This window comes from Mesorhizobium sp. C416B (genome assembly GCF_030323165.1).
Taxonomy (GTDB): domain Bacteria; phylum Pseudomonadota; class Alphaproteobacteria; order Rhizobiales; family Rhizobiaceae; genus Mesorhizobium.
The window spans coordinates 5,957,916-5,976,316 of the sequence record NZ_CP100471.1; the positions used below are offsets into that span (position 1 = coordinate 5,957,916).

Annotated in this window: 10 protein-coding genes; 9 read left to right on the forward strand and 1 reads right to left on the reverse strand. The window is 63.2% G+C overall.

Going from position 1 to position 18,401, the window contains the following annotated elements; all coding sequences use genetic code 11:
* Positions 1 to 2: 2 nt before the first annotated feature.
* The 7 genes from NLY43_RS28880 to NLY43_RS28910 all read left to right on the forward strand — a co-directional run bounded on the left by NLY43_RS28880 (position 3) and on the right by NLY43_RS28910 (position 13,452).
* Positions 3 to 6,050: a translocation/assembly module TamB domain-containing protein gene (locus NLY43_RS28880; RefSeq protein ID WP_023712075.1), complete on the forward strand. Its 6,048-nt coding sequence runs from the start codon at positions 3 to 5 to the stop codon at positions 6,048 to 6,050.
* Positions 6,051 to 6,301: 251 nt separating this feature from the next.
* A complete protein-coding gene (locus NLY43_RS28885) occupies positions 6,302 to 7,954 on the forward strand; it encodes an ABC transporter substrate-binding protein (protein ID WP_023668187.1) in 1,653 nt (550 codons plus the stop codon).
* Between the two features lie 223 nt (positions 7,955 to 8,177).
* Positions 8,178 to 9,212: an ABC transporter permease gene (locus NLY43_RS28890; protein WP_023668188.1), complete on the forward strand. Its 1,035-nt coding sequence runs from the start codon at positions 8,178 to 8,180 to the stop codon at positions 9,210 to 9,212.
* A gap of 13 nt (positions 9,213 to 9,225) precedes the next feature.
* Positions 9,226 to 10,383, forward strand: coding sequence for an ABC transporter permease (locus NLY43_RS28895; RefSeq protein WP_023690814.1), 1,158 nt, complete (start codon positions 9,226 to 9,228; stop codon positions 10,381 to 10,383).
* A 48-nt stretch (positions 10,384 to 10,431) separates the two neighbouring features.
* Positions 10,432 to 12,648 carry a dipeptide ABC transporter ATP-binding protein gene (locus tag NLY43_RS28900; protein WP_023668190.1) on the forward strand — a complete coding sequence of 739 codons (2,217 nt, stop codon included), beginning with the start codon at positions 10,432 to 10,434 and terminating at the stop codon, positions 12,646 to 12,648.
* A gap of 142 nt (positions 12,649 to 12,790) precedes the next feature.
* On the forward strand, positions 12,791 to 13,018 hold the full coding sequence (locus NLY43_RS28905) for a hypothetical protein (RefSeq protein ID WP_023668191.1): 228 nt from the start codon (positions 12,791 to 12,793) through the stop codon (positions 13,016 to 13,018).
* Positions 13,015 to 13,452, forward strand: a complete 438-nt coding sequence (locus NLY43_RS28910; RefSeq protein ID WP_023699649.1) for a TA system VapC family ribonuclease toxin — start codon at positions 13,015 to 13,017, stop codon at positions 13,450 to 13,452. The genes NLY43_RS28905 and NLY43_RS28910 overlap by 4 nt, the downstream gene beginning before the upstream one ends.
* A 56-nt stretch (positions 13,453 to 13,508) precedes the next feature.
* On the opposite strand, the gene NLY43_RS28915 is transcribed toward NLY43_RS28910, so the two are convergent.
* Positions 13,509 to 14,099, reverse strand: a complete 591-nt coding sequence (locus NLY43_RS28915; protein ID WP_023682203.1) for a transglycosylase SLT domain-containing protein — start codon at positions 14,097 to 14,099, stop codon at positions 13,509 to 13,511.
* Between the two features lie 217 nt (positions 14,100 to 14,316).
* Between NLY43_RS28915 and NLY43_RS28920 the strand changes: the two genes are divergently transcribed.
* Together NLY43_RS28920 and NLY43_RS28925 are read left to right on the forward strand one after the other, a co-directional pair.
* Positions 14,317 to 15,855, forward strand: a complete 1,539-nt coding sequence (locus NLY43_RS28920; protein WP_031199489.1) for a trimethylamine methyltransferase family protein — start codon at positions 14,317 to 14,319, stop codon at positions 15,853 to 15,855.
* Positions 15,856 to 15,933: 78 nt separating this feature from the next.
* Positions 15,934 to 18,375 carry a GcvT family protein gene (locus NLY43_RS28925; protein WP_023712071.1) on the forward strand — a complete coding sequence of 814 codons (2,442 nt, stop codon included), beginning with the start codon at positions 15,934 to 15,936 and terminating at the stop codon, positions 18,373 to 18,375.
* Positions 18,376 to 18,401: the final 26 nt, after the last annotated feature.

The window sequence follows — 18,401 nt, forward strand, 5'->3', positions numbered from 1 at the left end:
CGATGAAGATTTTGAAACGCATCCTTCGCCTGTTTTTCTACACGCTGCTGATCGTGGCGGCGGCGGGCATCGGCGCGTTGGTCGTGCTGACCAAGACCGAGCGCGGCCGCGAAAATCTCGCCGGCATCATCTCTGACATGGCCTCGTCAGGGGACAGCAAAGTCACGGTCAGCGGCATTAACGGTATCTGGTCCGGCGCGCTGACGGTCGACCATGTCGTGCTGGAAGACCGCGAGGGCGCCTGGCTGGTGGCCCGCAAGGTGGCCGTCGACTGGTCGCCGCTGGCGCTGTTGTCGAAGAATTTCAGCGCCGACCGCATAGCGGCCGAACGGATAGAACTGGCACGGCTGCCTATGGCGAGCACCGAGCCGAGCAAGAGCGGGTCGACCGGCCTGCCGGTTTCGCTTGATATCAGAGCGATCGATTTGCCGGAGATCGCGCTCGGCCAGCAACTTGCCGGCAGCGGCATTGCCGAACTTGCGGCCAAGGGATCGGCCAAGGTCGATGCGTCGCCGCTGGCGATCCAGACGGTGCTCAACGTTACCCGCCATGACGGCAAGCAAGGCAATGTCGACGCCAACATCCACTTCGCGCCGGATGAAAACAAGCTCGACCTCGATCTCAAGGCTTCCGAGCCGGCCGGCGGCATCATCGCCAACCTGCTCAAGCTACCCGGCGCGCCGCCGGTCAACATCGTCGTCTCGGGCACCGGGCCGCTGGCCAACTGGAGCGGCATCGGCACCTTCATGGTCGACGGTCAGATCGTTACCCAGCTCACCGGCCGGCACCAGCTCACCGACAAGGGCAACCGGATCGAGGCCAAGGGCGACGGTTCGTTCGAAGGCTTCCTGCCGGAACGGTTCAAGTCGCTGTTTGCCGGCAAGACCAGCTTCGACCTAGCCGGCACCGCGACCGCGACCGGCGGCGTCGACATCGAGCGCGCTGCGATCGAGAGCGACGCAGTTCATGGTACCGCTGCCGGCATGGTCGACCCCAAGGGCGCCAGCGACCTTTCGGTCGAACTCGTGGCCAAAGCCAAGCCGGTCACGGTCAATGTCGGTACCCAGGCGCAGCCGATCATGGTGGCCATCAACAATGTGACCGCGCGCGCCTTCGGTGACGGCAAGGCGCCGATGATTGACGCCAGCGCTTCACTGGTGTCGGTGGTGGCGGGCGGCTCTCAGGTGAACAATCTGGATGCGAAGATCCATTCCGACGGTTTCGACATCGAGAACCGCAGCGGCCCGGTCAGCGTGTCGCTGGCGGCGGCCGGGCTGAAGACCGACGTCGCGACGCTGGCCCCGCTGGTCACCGGCAAGCTGACGGCCTCTCTTTCCGGCTCGATCAGCAAGGATGAGATCTCGCTCGATGAGGGTACGCTGCGCAGCGATGCGCTCAATGCCGGGCTGACGGCCAAGGTGGCGCTGGCCGACCTCGCCATGAAACTCAAGATGAATGCCGATGCGGTGTCGACGGCGCTGCCGCCGCAGATCAGTTCACTGCTTGGCGAACGGGTCAAATTCTCGGCGACCGCGACGCGCGATCCGCAGGGCTCTTTCGCCGCCAACTCGATCGAACTCACTTCCGGTTCGCTGAGCGCCAGCGGCACCGCCAGCGCGCAAGGCAGCGATATCCAGGCCGACATCAAGGGCAAGCTCGGCGACGTCTCGGTGCTGTCTTCGCTGGTCGGCGTGCCGATCGCCGGCGGGGTCGATTTCGCGCTGACGGCAAGCGGCGCGCGCAACGCACCGGATTTCTCGGTTTCGGCCGACAGTGCCAGCCTGACGGCCTCCGGCCGCACCGTCAAGGACATCAAGCTGACCGCATCGGGCAAGGCCGACATTGTGAGCCCGGCCGCAGATGTCTCGCTGACCGGCGCGGTCGACGAACAGCCGCTCGCCATCAAGGCGGCGCTGGTGACGAGCGATGGCAAGCGCTCCATCAAGGGGCTCAGCGTAGCGCTGGGCGACAACAAGGTGTCGGGCGACCTCACGCTCGATGAAAAATTCCTGCCGCTGGGGACGCTGACGATCTCCGCCCCCGATATCGCGCCGCTGGCGTCGCTGGCCGGGCAGACGGCGGCCGGCGATATCGGCGGCACCGTGGTGTTCGCCAAAGACGGCGAGGCTCCCACTGTCACCATCAATGCAGCCAGCGTGTCGATCGCGCGCGGTGATGTGGCAGCCAAGGCAGTCACCGTCAGCGCACTGATCGCCAACTATCTCAACAGCCCTGCGATCTCCGGCACGATCAAGGCCGAGAGCGTGACCTCGGGAACGACCGTCGTCAGTGGCATCGGCGTCGACCTCAAGCGTGACGGCGACTGGACGAATTTCACCGGCGGCGCAACCATATCAGGCATTCCGGCGACAGCTGCCGGGCGGGCGAAGATTGCCGGGGGCGCGACCAGCGTCGAGATCGCGTCCGGCGAGGCGACGGTGCGCGGCATCAAGGTGGCGATCGCCGAGCCGTCGAGCCTGACCATTGCCGATGGCATAACCAACATTCAAAGGCTGGTAGTCGATCTCGGCGGCGGCTCGGTGACGCTGTCGGGCACGGCGGGCCAGACGCTCGATCTGGCGGCGACCTTCTCGGCGCTGCCGGCTGCGCTTGCCAATGGCTTTTCGCCCGGCCTCGATGCCGCGGGCACGCTCGACGGCACGGCGCAAATCACCGGGCCGTCAGCAAATCCCGACATTCGCTTTAATGCAAAACTGGCCGGCGCCGAGACCAGCCAGACCCGTCAGGCCGGGCTCGGACCGCTCGATGTCGATGCGGCCGGCAGCTATTCGACGGCCGGCGGCGTCGTGCTGGATAAGGCGACGCTGTCGGGCCAAAAAATCTCCGGCAAGGCCGCCGGCACCGTCAACCCGAACGGCGCCAGCGATTTCGCGCTCGATCTGACATCGTCCGGTCCGAGCCTGCCGTTGACGCTGGGCAGCGCGGAAAGCCCGATCAAGCTCGAATTGCAGGCGCTGTCGGTGAAGGCGGCCGGGCAGGCTGCGCAAGCCAAGCTCGACATCTCGGCGGTACTGCCTTCGGTGGCGACGGATGACGCCAAGGTCGAGGGCATTGCGCTTGCGCTGCATTCCGATGCATTTGATATGAAAAGCCGAACCGGTCCGATCTCGGGCACGGTGACGGCGGACAAGATCGGTCTAGACAATCCGACCATCGCGCCGCTGATCGTCGGCAAAATCACCGCCAAGGTCGCGGGCAGCCTGGCGGCCGATGCGATTACCATCGACAGCGGCTCGGTGCAGGGCGATGCGCTGGGCAGTGCCTTCAATGGCCGTGTCGGCATTGCCGATGGAGCAATCGACCTCAACCTCAACGCCGACGTGCTGTCGGCGGCATTGCCGGCTGCGGCGCGCAGCGTGCTGGCAGAGCGCACGCAGCTCAGCGCCACGCTGAAGCGGGATGCCAATGGCAATGTCAGCGCCAATCCGGTCACGCTGGCGTCGGGCGCACTGACCGCGGACGGTCAGGCCAGCCTCGCCGACAACAAGCTTAGCGCACATATCAAGGGTGCACTGGCCGACATCTCGCTGTTGTCGAAAGATGCCAAAGGCGCGATCAGCTTTGCACTCAACGCGCAGGGGCCCAGCCTGGCGCCGGACCTGTCGCTGACGGTCAACAGCGACCGCCTGCTGGTGGCGGAACGCGAAATCACCGGACTTAAGCTGATTGCGACCGGCAAGGCCGATGCCGCGAACCCGGCAGCCAATGTGCAACTGACCGGCAATGTCGCGGGGCAGGCACTGCAAGGCAGCGCGGTGCTGGCGACTGCCGACGGCAAGAGCGCCATCAACGGCCTGCTGCTGTCACTCGGCAAGAACAGGATTTCCGGCGACCTTGCGCTCGACGAGGCTTTCGTGCCGGTCGGCACCATCGCGCTCGACCTGCCCGATATCGGACCGCTGGCGGCGCTGGCGCTGGAAAAGGCCGAAGGCGATGTGCGCGGCACTATTGCATTCTCCAAGACCGCGGATGGCCCGAACGTCGCCGTCAAGGCTGCGACCGCTTCAATCACGCGCGGCGACCTGCAGGCGAAGACGGTGTCGATCGATGCGCTGGTCGCCAACTATCTCGCCGCGCCGGTCATCTCGGGCAAGATTCGCGCCGACAGCGTCATTTCCGGCGGCACCGCCATCAGCGGCATCGATGTCGATTTGAAGCGCGACGGCGACTGGACCGGGTTTTCCGGCGGCGCCACCGTCAAGGGCATTCCGGCGAGGGCTGCGGGCAGGGTAAAGGTGGCTGGCGGCACCACCACCATCGAACTCGCTTCCGGCCAGGCCACGGTGCAGGGCATCAAGGCGGCCATCGCCCAGGCCTCGACCGTCAGCATCGCCAACGGCACCACGACGCTGGACAAGCTGGTGCTCAATCTCGGTGGCGGCACGGCGACGGTGACCGGCAAGGTCGGGCAGGCACTCGACATCAGTGCCGCGCTGTCGAAGGTGCCGGCTTCGCTGGCCAACAGTTTTTCGCCGGGCCTCCAGGCCGCCGGTTCGATTTCGGGAACAGTCAAGGTAACCGGCGCGCCGGGCAATCCGACTGTCGCTTTCGATATCGATGCTGGTGGGGTGCAGACCTCGCAGACGCGCAGCGCCGGTCTTGGCGGCATGAATATCTCTTCGTCGGGAACATTCGCCGGCAAGAAGCTCACCTTCAACGCCGACATCAGCGACGGCGCCGGGCTTGGCCTCAAGGGCGGCGGTACGGTGACGACGGCCGGCACACCAGCGCTGGTGCTCGACTTCAACGGCAAGGTGCCATTTTCCTTCCTGGCCGCCAAGCTTGCGGCGCAAGGGCTGTCGCTCAGCGGCACCGCCAACGTCAATATCCAGATGCGCGGCCCGGCGGCGTCGCCGGTGATCGGCGGCACGGTCAGCACGTCGGGCGCCCGCCTGGTCGACGCGCGTTCCGGTCTTGCCGTCAATGACATTGCCGCCGACATTTCGATCGGCAACGGCGTTGCCCGGATCAACCGGCTGACCGGCACGCTGTCGACACGCGGCAGCCTGTCGGCCTCCGGCACCCTCGGCATCAATCCGGCGCAAGGTTTCCCAGCCGATTTGTCGATCAAGCTGGTCGACGGCCGCTATACCGACGGCAGGGTGGTGACAGCCAATCTCGGCGGCGACCTGACCATTAAGGGGCCGCTCACCTCGGCGCCGGTGATTTCGGGCACCGTCAACCTGGCCAAGACCGTCATCACCGTTCCCGATAAGCTGCCGGGCTCGCTGGCAGCGCTCGGTGTCAAGCACAAGAACGCGCCCGCCTCCGTGCGGGCGCAGGACAAGGCCTTGCGACCGGCGGCGGCCAGCGGTGGTGGCGGCAGTGGGCTTGTCCTCGACGTCACGGTCAATGCGCCGAACCAGATCTTCATCCAGGGCAGGGGCGTCGATGCCGAGTTCGGCGGTTCGCTAAGGCTGACCGGCCCGGCGGCTTCGCCGCAGGCGGTCGGCACCTTCACCTTGCAGCGTGGGCGGCTGTCGATTCTCGGCAAGCGGCTGACCTTTACCGAAGGCACGGTCGGCTTTTCGGGCTCGCTGGTGCCCTACCTCAACTTGACCGCGACATCGACCACGACCAGCGCCACCGTCACCATCGTCGTCTCGGGCGAAGCGACCAATCCGAAATTCGACTTCTCCTCGGTGCCGGCGCTGCCCGAGGACGAGGTGCTGGCGCAGCTGATTTTCGGCCGCTCTATGTCGAACCTGTCGCCGCTTCAGATCGCGCAGCTGGCCGAGGCCGCCGGCCAACTGGCCGGCGTCGGCGGCTCGACCTCGCTGCTCGAAAACCTGCGCAGTGCAATCGGCGTCGATGACCTGGATGTGACCACCGATGACCAGGGCGGCACCGCCGTGTCGGCGGGCAAGTACCTCAATGACCGCACCTATGTGACGATCCAGAAAGGCGACAGGCCAGGATCGGGCAAGGCGACGATCGACCTCAATGTCGGACGCGGCGTCAAGCTGCGCGGCGAGGCCAACGATGGCGGTGAGGCCAAGGGCGGCATATTCTACGAAAAGGAATATTGAGTTCCTGGCCCTTACCGCCACCGGAACTGGCGCTGTCTCAACCCGCCCAATGTATCAATTACTCGCCTAAGCAGATTCCGGCGGAATCTGGGCGCGCTAGCACTTTTGCGCCAAGTCTGTCGTTATCACGCGAACCGCTCCCTTTTCAAAGTTGCACATTCCCTAACAGGTTCCGTAGCCATGCCGTCTTTGACATCACGGCAGGGATGCGGAATGTTAAAAGGCGGAAAGCCAACAATGGGAGTTAAGGTATGACAAATTACAAGAGTAATGGCGATCGCGTTCCCGATCACATCCTGGCCATGGCCGAAGAAGCCAAGGCAGGCAAAGTCGATCGCCGCGAGTTCCTCGCCATGGCGAGCGTGTTCGGCGCGTCGACTGCGATGGCCTACGGCATGCTCGGCGTAGCCGTGCCGACCCAAGCCAGGGCCGAAGAGGTGCAGGGCAAGAAGGGCGGCATCCTTAAAGTCGCGCAATGGGTCAAGGATCCCAAGGATCCGCGCAAGGCCGACTGGTCGGAAATCGCCAATGCCGAGCGTCAGGCGCTTGAGCCGCTGGTCAAGTACACCAGCGAATACACGTTCCGCCCGTACCTTCTGGAGAGCTGGGAGGTCAACGACGACGCCACCGAGTACACGTTGCATGTGCGCAAGGGTGTGACCTGGTCGAATGGCGATGCCTTCACCGCCGATGACGTCATCTTCAATCTCAAGCGCTGGGCCGACAAGAAGGCCGAGGGCAATTCCATGCCTGGCCGTCTCGGCACGCTGGTCAAGGACGACAAGCTCGACGAAAGCGCCGTGACCAAGGTTGACGACCACACCGTCAAGCTGAAGCTCGGCAAGGCTGACATCGCGCTCATTCCGAACATGTGCGACTATCCCGGCCTCATCGTGCACAAGAGCTTCGACGAGAAGGGCGGCGACTTCAAAGCCTGCCCGATCGGTACCGGCCCGTTCGAGCTCGTCTCCTACGATGTCGGCCAGAAGGTGGTCTACAAGCGCCGCGAGGACAACAAGTGGTGGGACGGCGAGGTGTTCCTCGACGGCATCGAATTCGTCGACTACGGCACCGATCCGGCAGCCATGGTCAGTGCCTTCGAGGCCGGCGAAGTCCATACCAATTTCGAGACCTCGGCCGACTATGTGTCGATCCTCGACGGACTGGACCTGGTCAAGTCCGAAATCGTCACCGCGTCGACCATCGTGTGCCGCACCAACATCAACAACAAGCCTTACGGCGATCAGAAAGTGCGCAACGCGCTGCAGTTGGCGGTCGACAACAATGTCGTTCTGCAGCTTGGCTACGGAAATGCCGGCACGGTGGCTGAAAACCACCATGTCTGCCAAATCCACCCGGAATATTACGAGCTGCCCAAAGTCGCTCGCGATCCGGCCAAGGCCAAGGCGCTGATGGCGGAAGCCGGCCAGGCCGACTTCGAGCATGAGCTGATCACGGTCGACGAAGACTGGCACAAGAATACCGGCGACGCCATCGCCGCGCAGATGCGCGACGCCGGCCTCAAGGTAAAGCGCACGGTGCTGCCGGGCTCGACGTTCTGGAACGACTGGACCAAGTACCCGCTGTCGATGACCAACTGGAACATGCGCCCGCTCGGCGTTCAGGTTCTGGCGATCGGCTATCGCACCGGCGAGGCCTGGAACGAGTCGGCCTATTCCAACCCCGAATGGGATGCCAAGCTCAATGCAGCATTGGCCGTTGCCGATGCGGCCAAGCGCAAGGAGATGATGAAGGACATCGAGCAGATCCTGCAGGATTCCGGCATCATGATCCAGCCATACTGGCGCAAGCTCTACAGCCACTCGGTCAAGGCGGTGCAGAATTACAAGATGCATCCGACCTTCGAGCGCGACTACGGCAAGGTCTGGCTCGACCAGGCGTGATCGGAACGTCAGGGAAGGGGCGCTTCGCTCCTTCCCGTCACGCCTTGCATCGTCCAGAACCGGAAGCCGCCGCAGCAAAAAGTTGCGGACTCTCCTGAAAGACCGTTCAATAAAACTGGGTTGATTGCATCCGAGTGCCGATTTGACGGCCAACTCTGCCGGCAACGGCAAAGCTGGTTTTTCGAACTGGCTCCAACCCCAACCAGACCGGCAGGGGACCGCCATGCTTTCTTTCGTAATCCGGCGTCTCGGCACCATGGCATTGACGATGCTGTGCCTGACGATGATCGTCTTCTTCCTGATCAACCTCGAGCCGAATTTGAAGAAGCTGGCGATCAGCCAGACCGAAATGCACACATCGGCCGAACAGCTCGAAAGCTGGCTGGTCAACCATGGCTACCGGCAGAACTTCTTCGTGCGCTACGGGCAATGGCTGGGCGTCGTCCCGAAGCAACCGGTGACCGATCCGGCGACCGGCAAGCCGACGCAGCGTTTCTCCTTCTGCAACGATCCGCTGGAGCCGAAATTCTCCGGCATCCTGGAAGGTGATTTCGGCTGCTCGACCAAGTTCAAAACCTCCGTTGCGTCAAAGCTCTTCCCCGCACTCGCCGCCACCGGTATCCTGATGCTCTGCGTGCTGTTGGTGATGGTGCCGATTTCGCTGCTGATCGGCATCCTGGCCGGCATGCGCGAGGGCTCGCGAACGGACCGAACGCTGTCCGTCGCATCGATCGCGTCGACGGCGACGCCCGAATATGTGTCCGGCGTCATCTTCACCGTCATCTTCGCCTCCTGGCTCGGCTGGCTGAACGGTTCGGCCGCCTCGGCAAGCCAGGGCATCACCTTCTACAATTTCACCCTGCCGGTGATGACGCTGGCGATCTACGGCATCGGCTACATCGCCCGCATGACACGCGCCTCGATGGTCGAGGTGATGACGCAGCAATATATCCGCACCGCCCGGCTGAAAGGGCTTTCCTTCGGCAGCGTCGTCGTCAAGCACGCGCTGCGCAATGCGCTGATCGCGCCCTTCACCGTCATCATGCTGCAATTTCCTTGGCTGCTTACCGGCGTCGTCATCGTCGAGGTGATGTTCCGCTACCAGGGCTTTGGCTACACGCTGGTCGAGGCCGCCGGCAACAACGACATCGATCTGCTGCTTGGCTGTTCACTGGTCTCGGTGTTCATCGTGCTGATCACGCAGCTCATCTCGGATGTCGGCTACGCGTTCCTCAATCCGCGTATCAGAGTTCAATAGGGGGCTGGGGCAGATGCAGGTCGAATATATCGGTGCCTTCAATGTCGTGCTCGGCGTGATTGGGCGTTTCTGGCCGGTCTGGTTAGGGCTTGCCCTGGTGATGGGGGTGAGCTTCACCTACAAGAAAAGGCTCGGCCTCTACGGCCAGTTGTTCGATAGCGGCGTCGGCATAGTCGGTGTCGGCATCTGCCTGTTCTGGCTGTTCACGGCAATCTTCGCGTCGACCGTCGCGCCCTTCGATCCGCTCGCCCAGGTCCCGATCATGAAGGATGCGCTGCCGGGCGCGCTCGAGCCGGTATCGAAACTCATCTACTATTTCGGCGGCGACAAGCTCGCCCGCGACGTCTTTTCGCGCATGGTCTATGGCAGCCAGATCGTGCTGATCATCGCGCCGGCGGCGACCGGTTTCGCGCTGATGGTCGGCATCACGCTCGGTCTGCCCGCCGGTTACTATGGCGGCCGGATCGACACCGTGCTGTCGTTCCTAGCCAATCTGGTGCTGGCCTTCCCGGTGATCCTGCTGTTTTACCTGCTGGTGACGCCGGGCATCATGGATACGCCGATCCCCTACGCCATGGCCGGGCTGTTCTTCCTGTTCCCGATCATCTTCTTTTCGGTGCTGTTCTGGACCCGCTACAAGAACCGGCCGGACCGCCTCTATATATTGCTCGGGCTGACGCTGATCATCGGCGGCTGGGTCTATGCCGGCCTGGTGTTCGACGCCGATCCGTTCAAGATCATCCACATCGATCCCAACCAGCTCAACATCTTCGTGGCGGTGGTGTTCGCCTCCAGCCCCGGCGTATTCCGCATCGTGCGCGGCCTGGTGATGGACATCAAGACGCGCGACTATGTGGCGGCGGCGCAGACGCGCGGTGAATCGCCCTGGTACATCATGCTGTGGGAGATCCTGCCCAATGCGCGCGGACCGCTGATCGTCGATGCCTGCCTGCGCATCGGCTACACCACGATCCTGCTCGGCACGCTCGGCTATTTCGGGCTGGGCCTGGCGCCGGAGAGTCCGGATTGGGGCACCGCGATCAAGGACGCCAGCCGCCTGCTGCGCTCCTTCATCCACCCGGCGCTGCCGCCGACAATCGCGCTGATGTCGTTCGTGCTGGGCTTGAACCTGCTTGCCGACTCGCTGCGCGAACAATCGATGAAAGACTGATCTGCGGGTTTCGGCGCCGCGAGCATGAAAATAGGATTGGAGCGACCCATGAATGAGGCAGTTCGAAATCCCGGCAACCCGACCCTTGGGCCAAGCGCTGCGCCGATCATCGAGATCGAGAACCTGTCGATCTCCTTCTTCACCCGCAAGGGTGAGATCCCTGCCGTCATGGACTTTTCCTGCACGGTGATGCCGGGCGAAGCCATGGGCATCGTCGGCGAGTCCGGCTGCGGCAAGTCGACCGTGTCGCTCGGCATCATGCGCGACCTCTCCAACATCGGAAAGATCGTTGGCGGCAAGATCAAGTTCCAGGGCAAGGACATGGGCGAGCTGTCCGACGAGGAGTTGCGCTCCATCCGCGGCAACAAGATCGCCATGATCTACCAGGAGCCGATGGCGAGCCTCAATCCGGCGATGAAGGTCGGCCAGCAATTGATGGAAGTGCCGCTGATCCACGACAAGGTGTCGAAGGAAGAGGCTTACAAAAGGGCGCTCGAAATGGTGCGCTCGGTGAGATTGCCCGATCCCGAACGGATGATGCGTTCCTATCCGCACCAGCTGTCCGGTGGCCAGCAGCAGCGCATCGTCATTGCCATGGCGCTGCTGTCGAAGCCCGCGCTGCTTCTGCTCGACGAGCCGACGACCGCGCTCGACGTGACGGTGGAGGCCGGCATCGTCGAACTGGTCAAGGGGCTCGGCGAGAAGTTCGGCACGTCGATGATCTTCGTGTCGCACAATCTGGGCCTCATCCTCGAGACCTGCGACCGCATCACGGTGATGTACTCGGGCGAAGCGGTCGAGACCGGCAAGATCAAGGACGTCTTCGACCGGATGCGCCATCCTTATACGCAAGGGCTGTTCCGTTCGATTCCGCTGCCGGGCGCCGACAAGAATTCGCGGCCGCTGATCTCTATCCCCGGCCAGTTGCCGCTGCCGCATGAGCGGCCCAAGGGCTGCAATTTCGGCCCGCGCTGCCACCATTTCGTTGAGGGCGTCTGCAATGCCGCCGAAATCCCGATGATCGAGGTCGCCGGTCACGAAGGGCATTTCTCGCGCTGCGTGCGCTTCAACGAGATCGACTGGGAAGCGCTGCCTCCCGGCGCCAAGAAGGTCAATGAGAAGGTTGTGCCCGGCGCGCCGGTGCTCAAGATCGAGGATTTGAGAAAATACTACAAGGTCGGCGGCAGCGAAGTGTTCGGCTCCAGCGAAGGCCGCGTCGTCAAGGCCAATGAGACGATCTCGTTTATGGCCCGCGAATCCGAGACCGTCGCCATCGTCGGCGAGTCCGGCTGCGGAAAGTCGACGCTGGCCAAGGTCCTGCTCGGGCTGGAGACGGCAAGTGCCGGCACAGTGACGCTGGGCAACAAGGAGATCCAGTCGACCGGCATCGAGAAGCGCAGCGTCGAAACGGTGTCATCGATCCAGATGGTGTTCCAGAACCCGTTCGATACGCTCAATCCCAGCCACTCCGTCGGTTCGCAGATCATCCGCACGCTGGAAAAATTCAAAGTCGGCAACAATGTCGCCGAGCGGCGCAAGCGCATGCTGGAGCTGCTTGACCTGGTGAAGCTGCCGCGGGCCTTCGAGACGCGCAAGCCGCGTCAGCTCTCAGGCGGCCAGAAGCAGCGCATCGGCGTGGCGCGTGCCTTTGCCGGCGATGCCAAGGTGGTGGTGGCCGACGAGCCGGTGTCGGCACTCGACGTCTCGGTGCAGGCGGCGGTGACCGAGCTGCTGATGGACATCCAGCGCAAGAACAAGACGACGATGCTGTTCATCAGTCACGATCTGTCCGTCGTGCGCTACATCGCCGACCGGGTCGTCGTCATGTATCTCGGCTACATCGTCGAGCAGGGTACGACCGACCAGATCTTCGCGCCGCCCTACCACCCCTACACCGAGGCGCTTCTGTCGGCGATCCCGATCGCCGACACCAGCGTGGTCAAACGGCACATCGTGCTCGAAGGCGATATCCCGTCGGCGATGAACCCGCCGAGCGGCTGCCCGTTCCAGACGCGCTGCGGCTACAAGAGGCTGGTGCCGGACAATCTGTGCGAGACCAAGGTGCCGCCGGTGAAGCATCTCGGCGATGGCCATATGAGCCTGTGCTGGCTGTCGGACGATGTGCTGGCGACGATGGAGCCGGTGATCAAGTTCGACAGGGAACACGCAGCGCATGAGGGCGTGCCGGAAGACGCACCGGATGGGATCGGCCCCGGTTTCGCCGGCGAACCGCCGAAGCGCCCGCATGGCAAGAAGCCGAGCTGACCAGCCATAGAGGCAATGCCGCTCGGCGGCGCGTTGCCGCAGCGTCGCCATAGCTCAAGGAACGACAGCTACGTTCGCTTGAATATTGCTGTCCATTGCTTTATGTGATGCGTGATGTTTGATGCGCGGTAGGGAGCATGTTGTGAGAACCACACTTGCAATCGATGACGATGTCCTACTTGCGGCCAAGGCCATGGCGCGACAGCAGGACCGCAGCGTTGGCGACGTCATTTCCGATCTGGCTCGCCGCTCACTGCGCAGGCCCCCGACCGGCGGTGAACGCAACGGCATCCCCTTGCTTGCATCGCGGCCCGACGGCCCGATGGTCGATCTCGAAATGGTCAATGCGCTTCGCGACGAATTGCCGTGACCTTCCTGCTCGACGTCAATGTGTTGATTGCGTTGATCGATCCGGCTCACGTCGCGCATGAAGATGCCCATCGGTGGTTCCAATCCACCGGGCATTTATCATGGGCAACATGTCCCATTACCGAGAATGGCGTCATCAGGATTGTAAGCAACCCGAAATACCCCAATTCTCCGGGTTCGCCCGCCATGGTGGCGCAGATTGTCGGCAAGCTGCATGCCCTTTCAGGACATCAGTTCTGGCCTGACGAGATCAGCCTTGTCGGTTCCAACGACATCGATGCAGCCAGGATCCTCACCCCGGCACAGGTAACGGATAGCTATCTGTTGGGACTCGCCAAGGCGCGTGACGGCCAATTGGCGACGTTTGACCGAAAGCTGTCGACGGCAGCGGTAAAGGGAGGGAGGTCGATCCTCCACCTGATCCCAAGCGAATGAATGGCTGAGTTCCGCTTCGATCGCAAACTGCGTGGCTGCAAGACCGCTTGGCAACGTCAGCTGCCGCATTGCTGCAGCTGTTCGGCATAGTCGCGGGCCATCTTTTCGGTCGCCCTGGCATAGCCCTGCACGCCGGCGTCACCACGGTTGCCACGGCCGTAGGCGGTCCAGCCGAGATAGTAGGCGAGGTAGAGATTGTAGGTGTCGTTGCGGGCGACGCCGAACGTGTCTGATGTCTTGGAATGATACCAGCCGACGAAATCGACGGCATCGGCAAACTTGGTCCGCCTCGCCGCCCAGCTGCCGGTTTCGCTCTGATATTGCGACCAGGTGCCGTCGAGCGCCTGCGAGAAACCGGTGGCTGACGAGACATGTTTCCACGGAATGAAGCCGAGCAGTTTGGTACGCGGCGGCCTGGCATTGCTCTTGAAACCGGATTCCTTGCGCACCGTCGCCATCAGCACGGGGACGGGGACGCCGTATTTCTGCGAGGCGCGCTCGGCGGCCGACTGCCAGTTGTCGAACCAGCCGTCGTTCTGGTCGAAGACGGCGCAGACATTGTTGATATGGTTGGGCGGCGTCGCGCAGGCCGGCAAAGCCAGCAGCACGCCAACCGCTACAATTTTACTCAAATTCGAACTACGCATGGAAGACGGATAGGCCGAAATCATAAAGGGAATCTTGCGGCGTTTCTTAACGGCTTGCCGGCCCGGCTCCGCTGAGTGGGACCTGTATCATTATTCCGACCTTTTGCGTCGCCTCTGTCTCCATACGAATTCAAAAATGCCGCCTTGGCTAAAATCACGCCCGCGAAGGGCGGATTTCTGACAGCGATATCCGGATGCCGGCGCTCTGATGCCAGGCATGAATGAACCAAGACGAAAGCGCGGCGCGGAGCGAACCAGCAACCGGGGGCCTGCCGCCATCCCGCAACTTCCACTGCGGCGGGTGACCAATCCCTATCCGCCGATGGCGATGCTCTCAGTCGACCAGGTCGAAACGATCCACCAGGCGTCGATGCATATTCTGGAAAATTTCGGCATCGAGGTGATGTCTCAGCGGGCGCTGGCGCTGTTCGAGAAGGCGGGCGCAAAGGTCGACCATGCAACGGCGAACGTCCGCATCGACCGGGGCCTTGTCGCCGAGGCGCTGAAGACCACGCAGTCCAGCTATCGGCTGACGCCGCGCAATCGCGCCAACACCATTCATCTCGGCGGCAACACGATCAATTTCACCCTCGTCGCCGGGCCGCCCAATGTGCACGACATGGAGCGCGGCCGGCGCGCCGGAAACTTGCACGACTATGCCGATCTGACCCGGCTGGCGCAGCATTTCAACTGCATCCACATGCTCGGTAACCAGGTCTGCGCGCCGGTGGAACTGCCGGCCAACACCAGGCACATGGATACCTATTTCACCAATCTGACGCTGACCGACAAATCGTTCCATGTCTCGGCGATCGGACGAGGCCGGGCGCTGGACGGCATCGAGATGATGGCAATCGCGCGCGGGCTGACGCTGGACGAGATGCGCGATGATCCCGGCATTGCCACCATCATCTCGGTCAACTCGCCGCGGCGTTTCGACGAGATGATGGCCGAAGGGCTGATGACCATGGCTGAGTTCGGCCAGTCGGTGGCGGTGACGCCGTTCACGCTGATGGGCGCGATGAGCCCGGTGACGCTCGCCGGCGCCCTGGCGCAGCAGAATGCCGAGGCGCTGTTCGGCGTGGTGCTGACGCAACTGGTGCGCCCCGGCGCGCCGGTGATGTACGGCGCCTTCACCTCCAACGTCGACATGAAGTCGGGCGCGCCGGCCTTCGGAACGCCGGAGAACACCAAGGCCAACATCGCCTCGGGGCAATTGGCGCGGCGCTATTCTCTGCCCTACCGCACGACGCCGGGGTCGGCATCGAATGCGGCGGACGCGCAAGGCGCCTACGAGACGCTGATGGCGCTGTGGGGCGCTGTGCTTGGCCACGGCAACCTCGTCTATCATGCCGCCGGCTGGCAGGAAGGCGGGCTGACGGCATCGTTCGAAAAGCTCATCATCGATGTCGAGATGATCCAGCACATGATGGAATTCCTGCGCCCGATCGTCGTCGATGAGGCGGAGCTTGCTGTCGAGGCGCTGGGCGCGGTGCCGACCGGCGGCCATTTCTTCGGCGAACCGCACACGCTGGAACGCTATGCCACCGCCTTCTACCAGCCGATGCTGTCCAACTGGCAGAATTACGAGGCATGGCAGGAGGCCGGCGGCCTCGACACGACGGCGCGCGCGACCCGGCTGTGGAAGAAGGCGCTGGAAGACTATGTCGAGCCGGTGATGGATATCGCCGTGCGCGAGGCGCTGGAGGAGTATGTGGCCAGGCGCAAGGAAGCGATCGGGCAGGGCGAGCCGTGACTTTTTCAGCGTCGGCGCGCGGCGCTGCCTTTCTGATTCACCTTATCTCCTCAACTCATTGATAATAGAGCAAAACTCATGAAATCGCATGCAAAGGTCGTGGTCATTGGCGGTGGCGTCGTCGGGTGCTCCGTGCTGTTCCATCTGGCGCGTCATGGCTGGACCGATGTCGTGCTTTTGGAGCGCGACGAGCTGACCTCCGGCTCGACCTGGCATGCGGCCGGCGGCATGCACACGATCAATGGCGACCCCAACGTCGCCAAGCTGCAGAAATACACGATCTCGCTCTACAAGGAGATCGAGGAGCTGTCGGGACAGGCGACCGGCGTGCATCTGACCGGCGGCGTACTTCTGGCGGCGACCGAGGCGCGGCTCGACTGGCTGCGCGGCGTCGTCGCCAAGGGGCGTTACCTCGGCATCGACCTTGAGGAAATATCGGCCAATGAAGCGGCCGAGCTGATGCCGCTGCTCGACCCGAAACAATTCGTCGGCGCCGTCCGCAACAAGGAGGACGGCCATCTCGATCCCTCCGGCGTGACGCATGCCTATGCCAAGGCCGCGCGGAAACTGGGCGCCGAGGTCGAGCGCTTCACCAAGGTCGAGGACATTGTGCGCCGGCCCGACGGCATGTGGCGCGTCATCACCAACAAGGGCGAAGTGGTGGCCGAGCATGTTGTCAATGCCGGCGGGTTATGGGCGCGCGAGGTCGGCCGCATGGTCGGGCTGGAGCTGCCGGTGCTGGCAATGGAGCACATGTACCTGATCACCGAGGATATGCCCGAGGTGGCGGCGTGGAACGCCAAGACCGGGACGGAAATCATCCATGCCGTCGATTTCGACGGTGAGCTGTACCTGCGCCAGGAGCGCGGCGGCATGCTGATGGGCACGTATGAGAAGGCCAACAAGGTCTGGTCCGAATTCCAGACACCGTGGAATTTCGGCCATGAACTGCTGGAGCCGGATATCGACCGCATCGCGCCGTCGCTCGAAGTCGGCTTCCGGCATTTCCCGGCCTTCGAGAGGACCGGCATCAAGCAGATCATCAACGGCCCCTTCACCTTCGCGCCGGACGGCAATCCGCTGGTCGGGCCGGTGCGCGGCCTTCCGGGCTTCTGGGTCGCCTGCGGGGTCATGGCGGGCTTTTCACAAGGCGGCGGCGTCGGTCTGGCGCTGTCCAACTGGATGATCGAGGGCGATCCCGGCGCCGACATCTGGGCCATGGATGTGGCGCGCTATGGCGACTGGGCGACGATGGCCTACACCAACGCCAAGGTGCGCGAGAATTATTCGCGCCGCTTCTCGATTCGCTTTCCCAATGAGGAGCTGCCCGCCGGGCGGCAGCTGAAGACGACGCCGATCTACGATTTGCTGTCGGCCAAGGGTGCGCAATGGGGTGTGTCCTATGGGCTGGAAGTGCCGCTGTGGTATGCGCCCGAGGGTGTCAGGGACGAATTCTCGTGGCGGCGTTCCAGCGATTTTTCCCATGTCGCCAATGAGGTCGCGACGGTTCGTGAAAGCGTCGGCCTGGCGGAGATTTCGAACTTCGCCAAATACAAGGTGACGGGAGAAGGGGCGGCCGCTTGGCTCGACCGGATCTTTGCCTGCAAGTTGCCCAAGCCAGGCCGCATGACGTTGGCGCCGATGCTGAAGGATGACGGCAAGCTCATCGGCGATTTCACGCTGGCCAATATCGGTGCCCCCAATTCCAACGGGACCGAGTGGTTCATCGCCGGCTCCGGTATCGCCGAGCAGTATCATATGCGCTGGTTCGAGGCGCATTTACCTGCGGATAGCTCAGTGCGCATGGAGGCGCTGGGGCAGAAACTGACCGGTCTGGCGATCGCCGGACCCAAGGCGAGGGAGGTGCTGGCAAAGGTCAGCCGCGCGGATGTCGCCAACACAGCATTCCCCTTCATGGCCGTCGCGAAAATGGACATCGGCATGGCGCCGTGCCTGGTCGGCCGCGTCAGCTACACCGGCGATCTCGGCTACGAGATCTGGGTGGCGCCGGAATATCAGCGCGCTGCCTTCCAGGCGTTGATGGCGGCAGGCGCGGAATTCGGCCTCGGCCTGTTCGGCTCGCGCGCGCTCAATGCGCTGCGGCTGGAGAAAAACTACGGCTCATGGGCGCGCGAATACCGGCCGATCTACGGGCCGCTGGAGGCCGGGCTCGACCGTTTCGTCGCCTATGGCAAGGATGCCGATTTCATCGGTAAAACCGGCGCTCTTGCCGAGCGCAAGCAGGGCGGCAAGCTCAGGCTGCGCACATTTATCCTCGATGCCGACGATGCCGATGTCATCGGCGACGAGCCGATCTGGTACGGTGGCGCGGTGCGCGGTTGGGTGACCTCAGGCGGCTATGCGCATCACTCGAAAAAATCCGTCGCCATCGGCTATGTGCCGAAGGAGATCGCAGACAAGAGCGACGGCTTCGAGATCGAACTTTTGGGCAAGCGCCACGCGGCGCGCGTTCAGGCAGCGCCGCTCTTTGACGCGAACTTCGAGCGAATGCGCGCCTGAAGCGCTTCGGCTTCGCCGAGGCGCTT

What these genes read in the sequence shown, in the direction of transcription:
- NLY43_RS28885 (WP_023668187.1), top strand. Translation starts at nt 6,302, where the DNA reads ATGACAAATTACAAGAGTAATGGCGATCGCGTTCCCGATCACATCCTG.
- NLY43_RS28920 (WP_031199489.1), top strand. Translation starts at nt 14,317, where the DNA reads ATGAATGAACCAAGACGAAAGCGCGGCGCGGAGCGAACCAGCAACCGG.
- NLY43_RS28890 (WP_023668188.1), top strand. Translation starts at nt 8,178, where the DNA reads ATGCTTTCTTTCGTAATCCGGCGTCTCGGCACCATGGCATTGACGATG.
- NLY43_RS28880 (WP_023712075.1), top strand. Translation starts at nt 3, where the DNA reads ATGAAGATTTTGAAACGCATCCTTCGCCTGTTTTTCTACACGCTGCTG.
- NLY43_RS28915 (WP_023682203.1), bottom strand. Translation starts at nt 14,099, where the DNA reads ATGCGTAGTTCGAATTTGAGTAAAATTGTAGCGGTTGGCGTGCTGCTG.
- NLY43_RS28895 (WP_023690814.1), top strand. Translation starts at nt 9,226, where the DNA reads ATGCAGGTCGAATATATCGGTGCCTTCAATGTCGTGCTCGGCGTGATT.
- NLY43_RS28900 (WP_023668190.1), top strand. Translation starts at nt 10,432, where the DNA reads ATGAATGAGGCAGTTCGAAATCCCGGCAACCCGACCCTTGGGCCAAGC.
- NLY43_RS28925 (WP_023712071.1), top strand. Translation starts at nt 15,934, where the DNA reads ATGAAATCGCATGCAAAGGTCGTGGTCATTGGCGGTGGCGTCGTCGGG.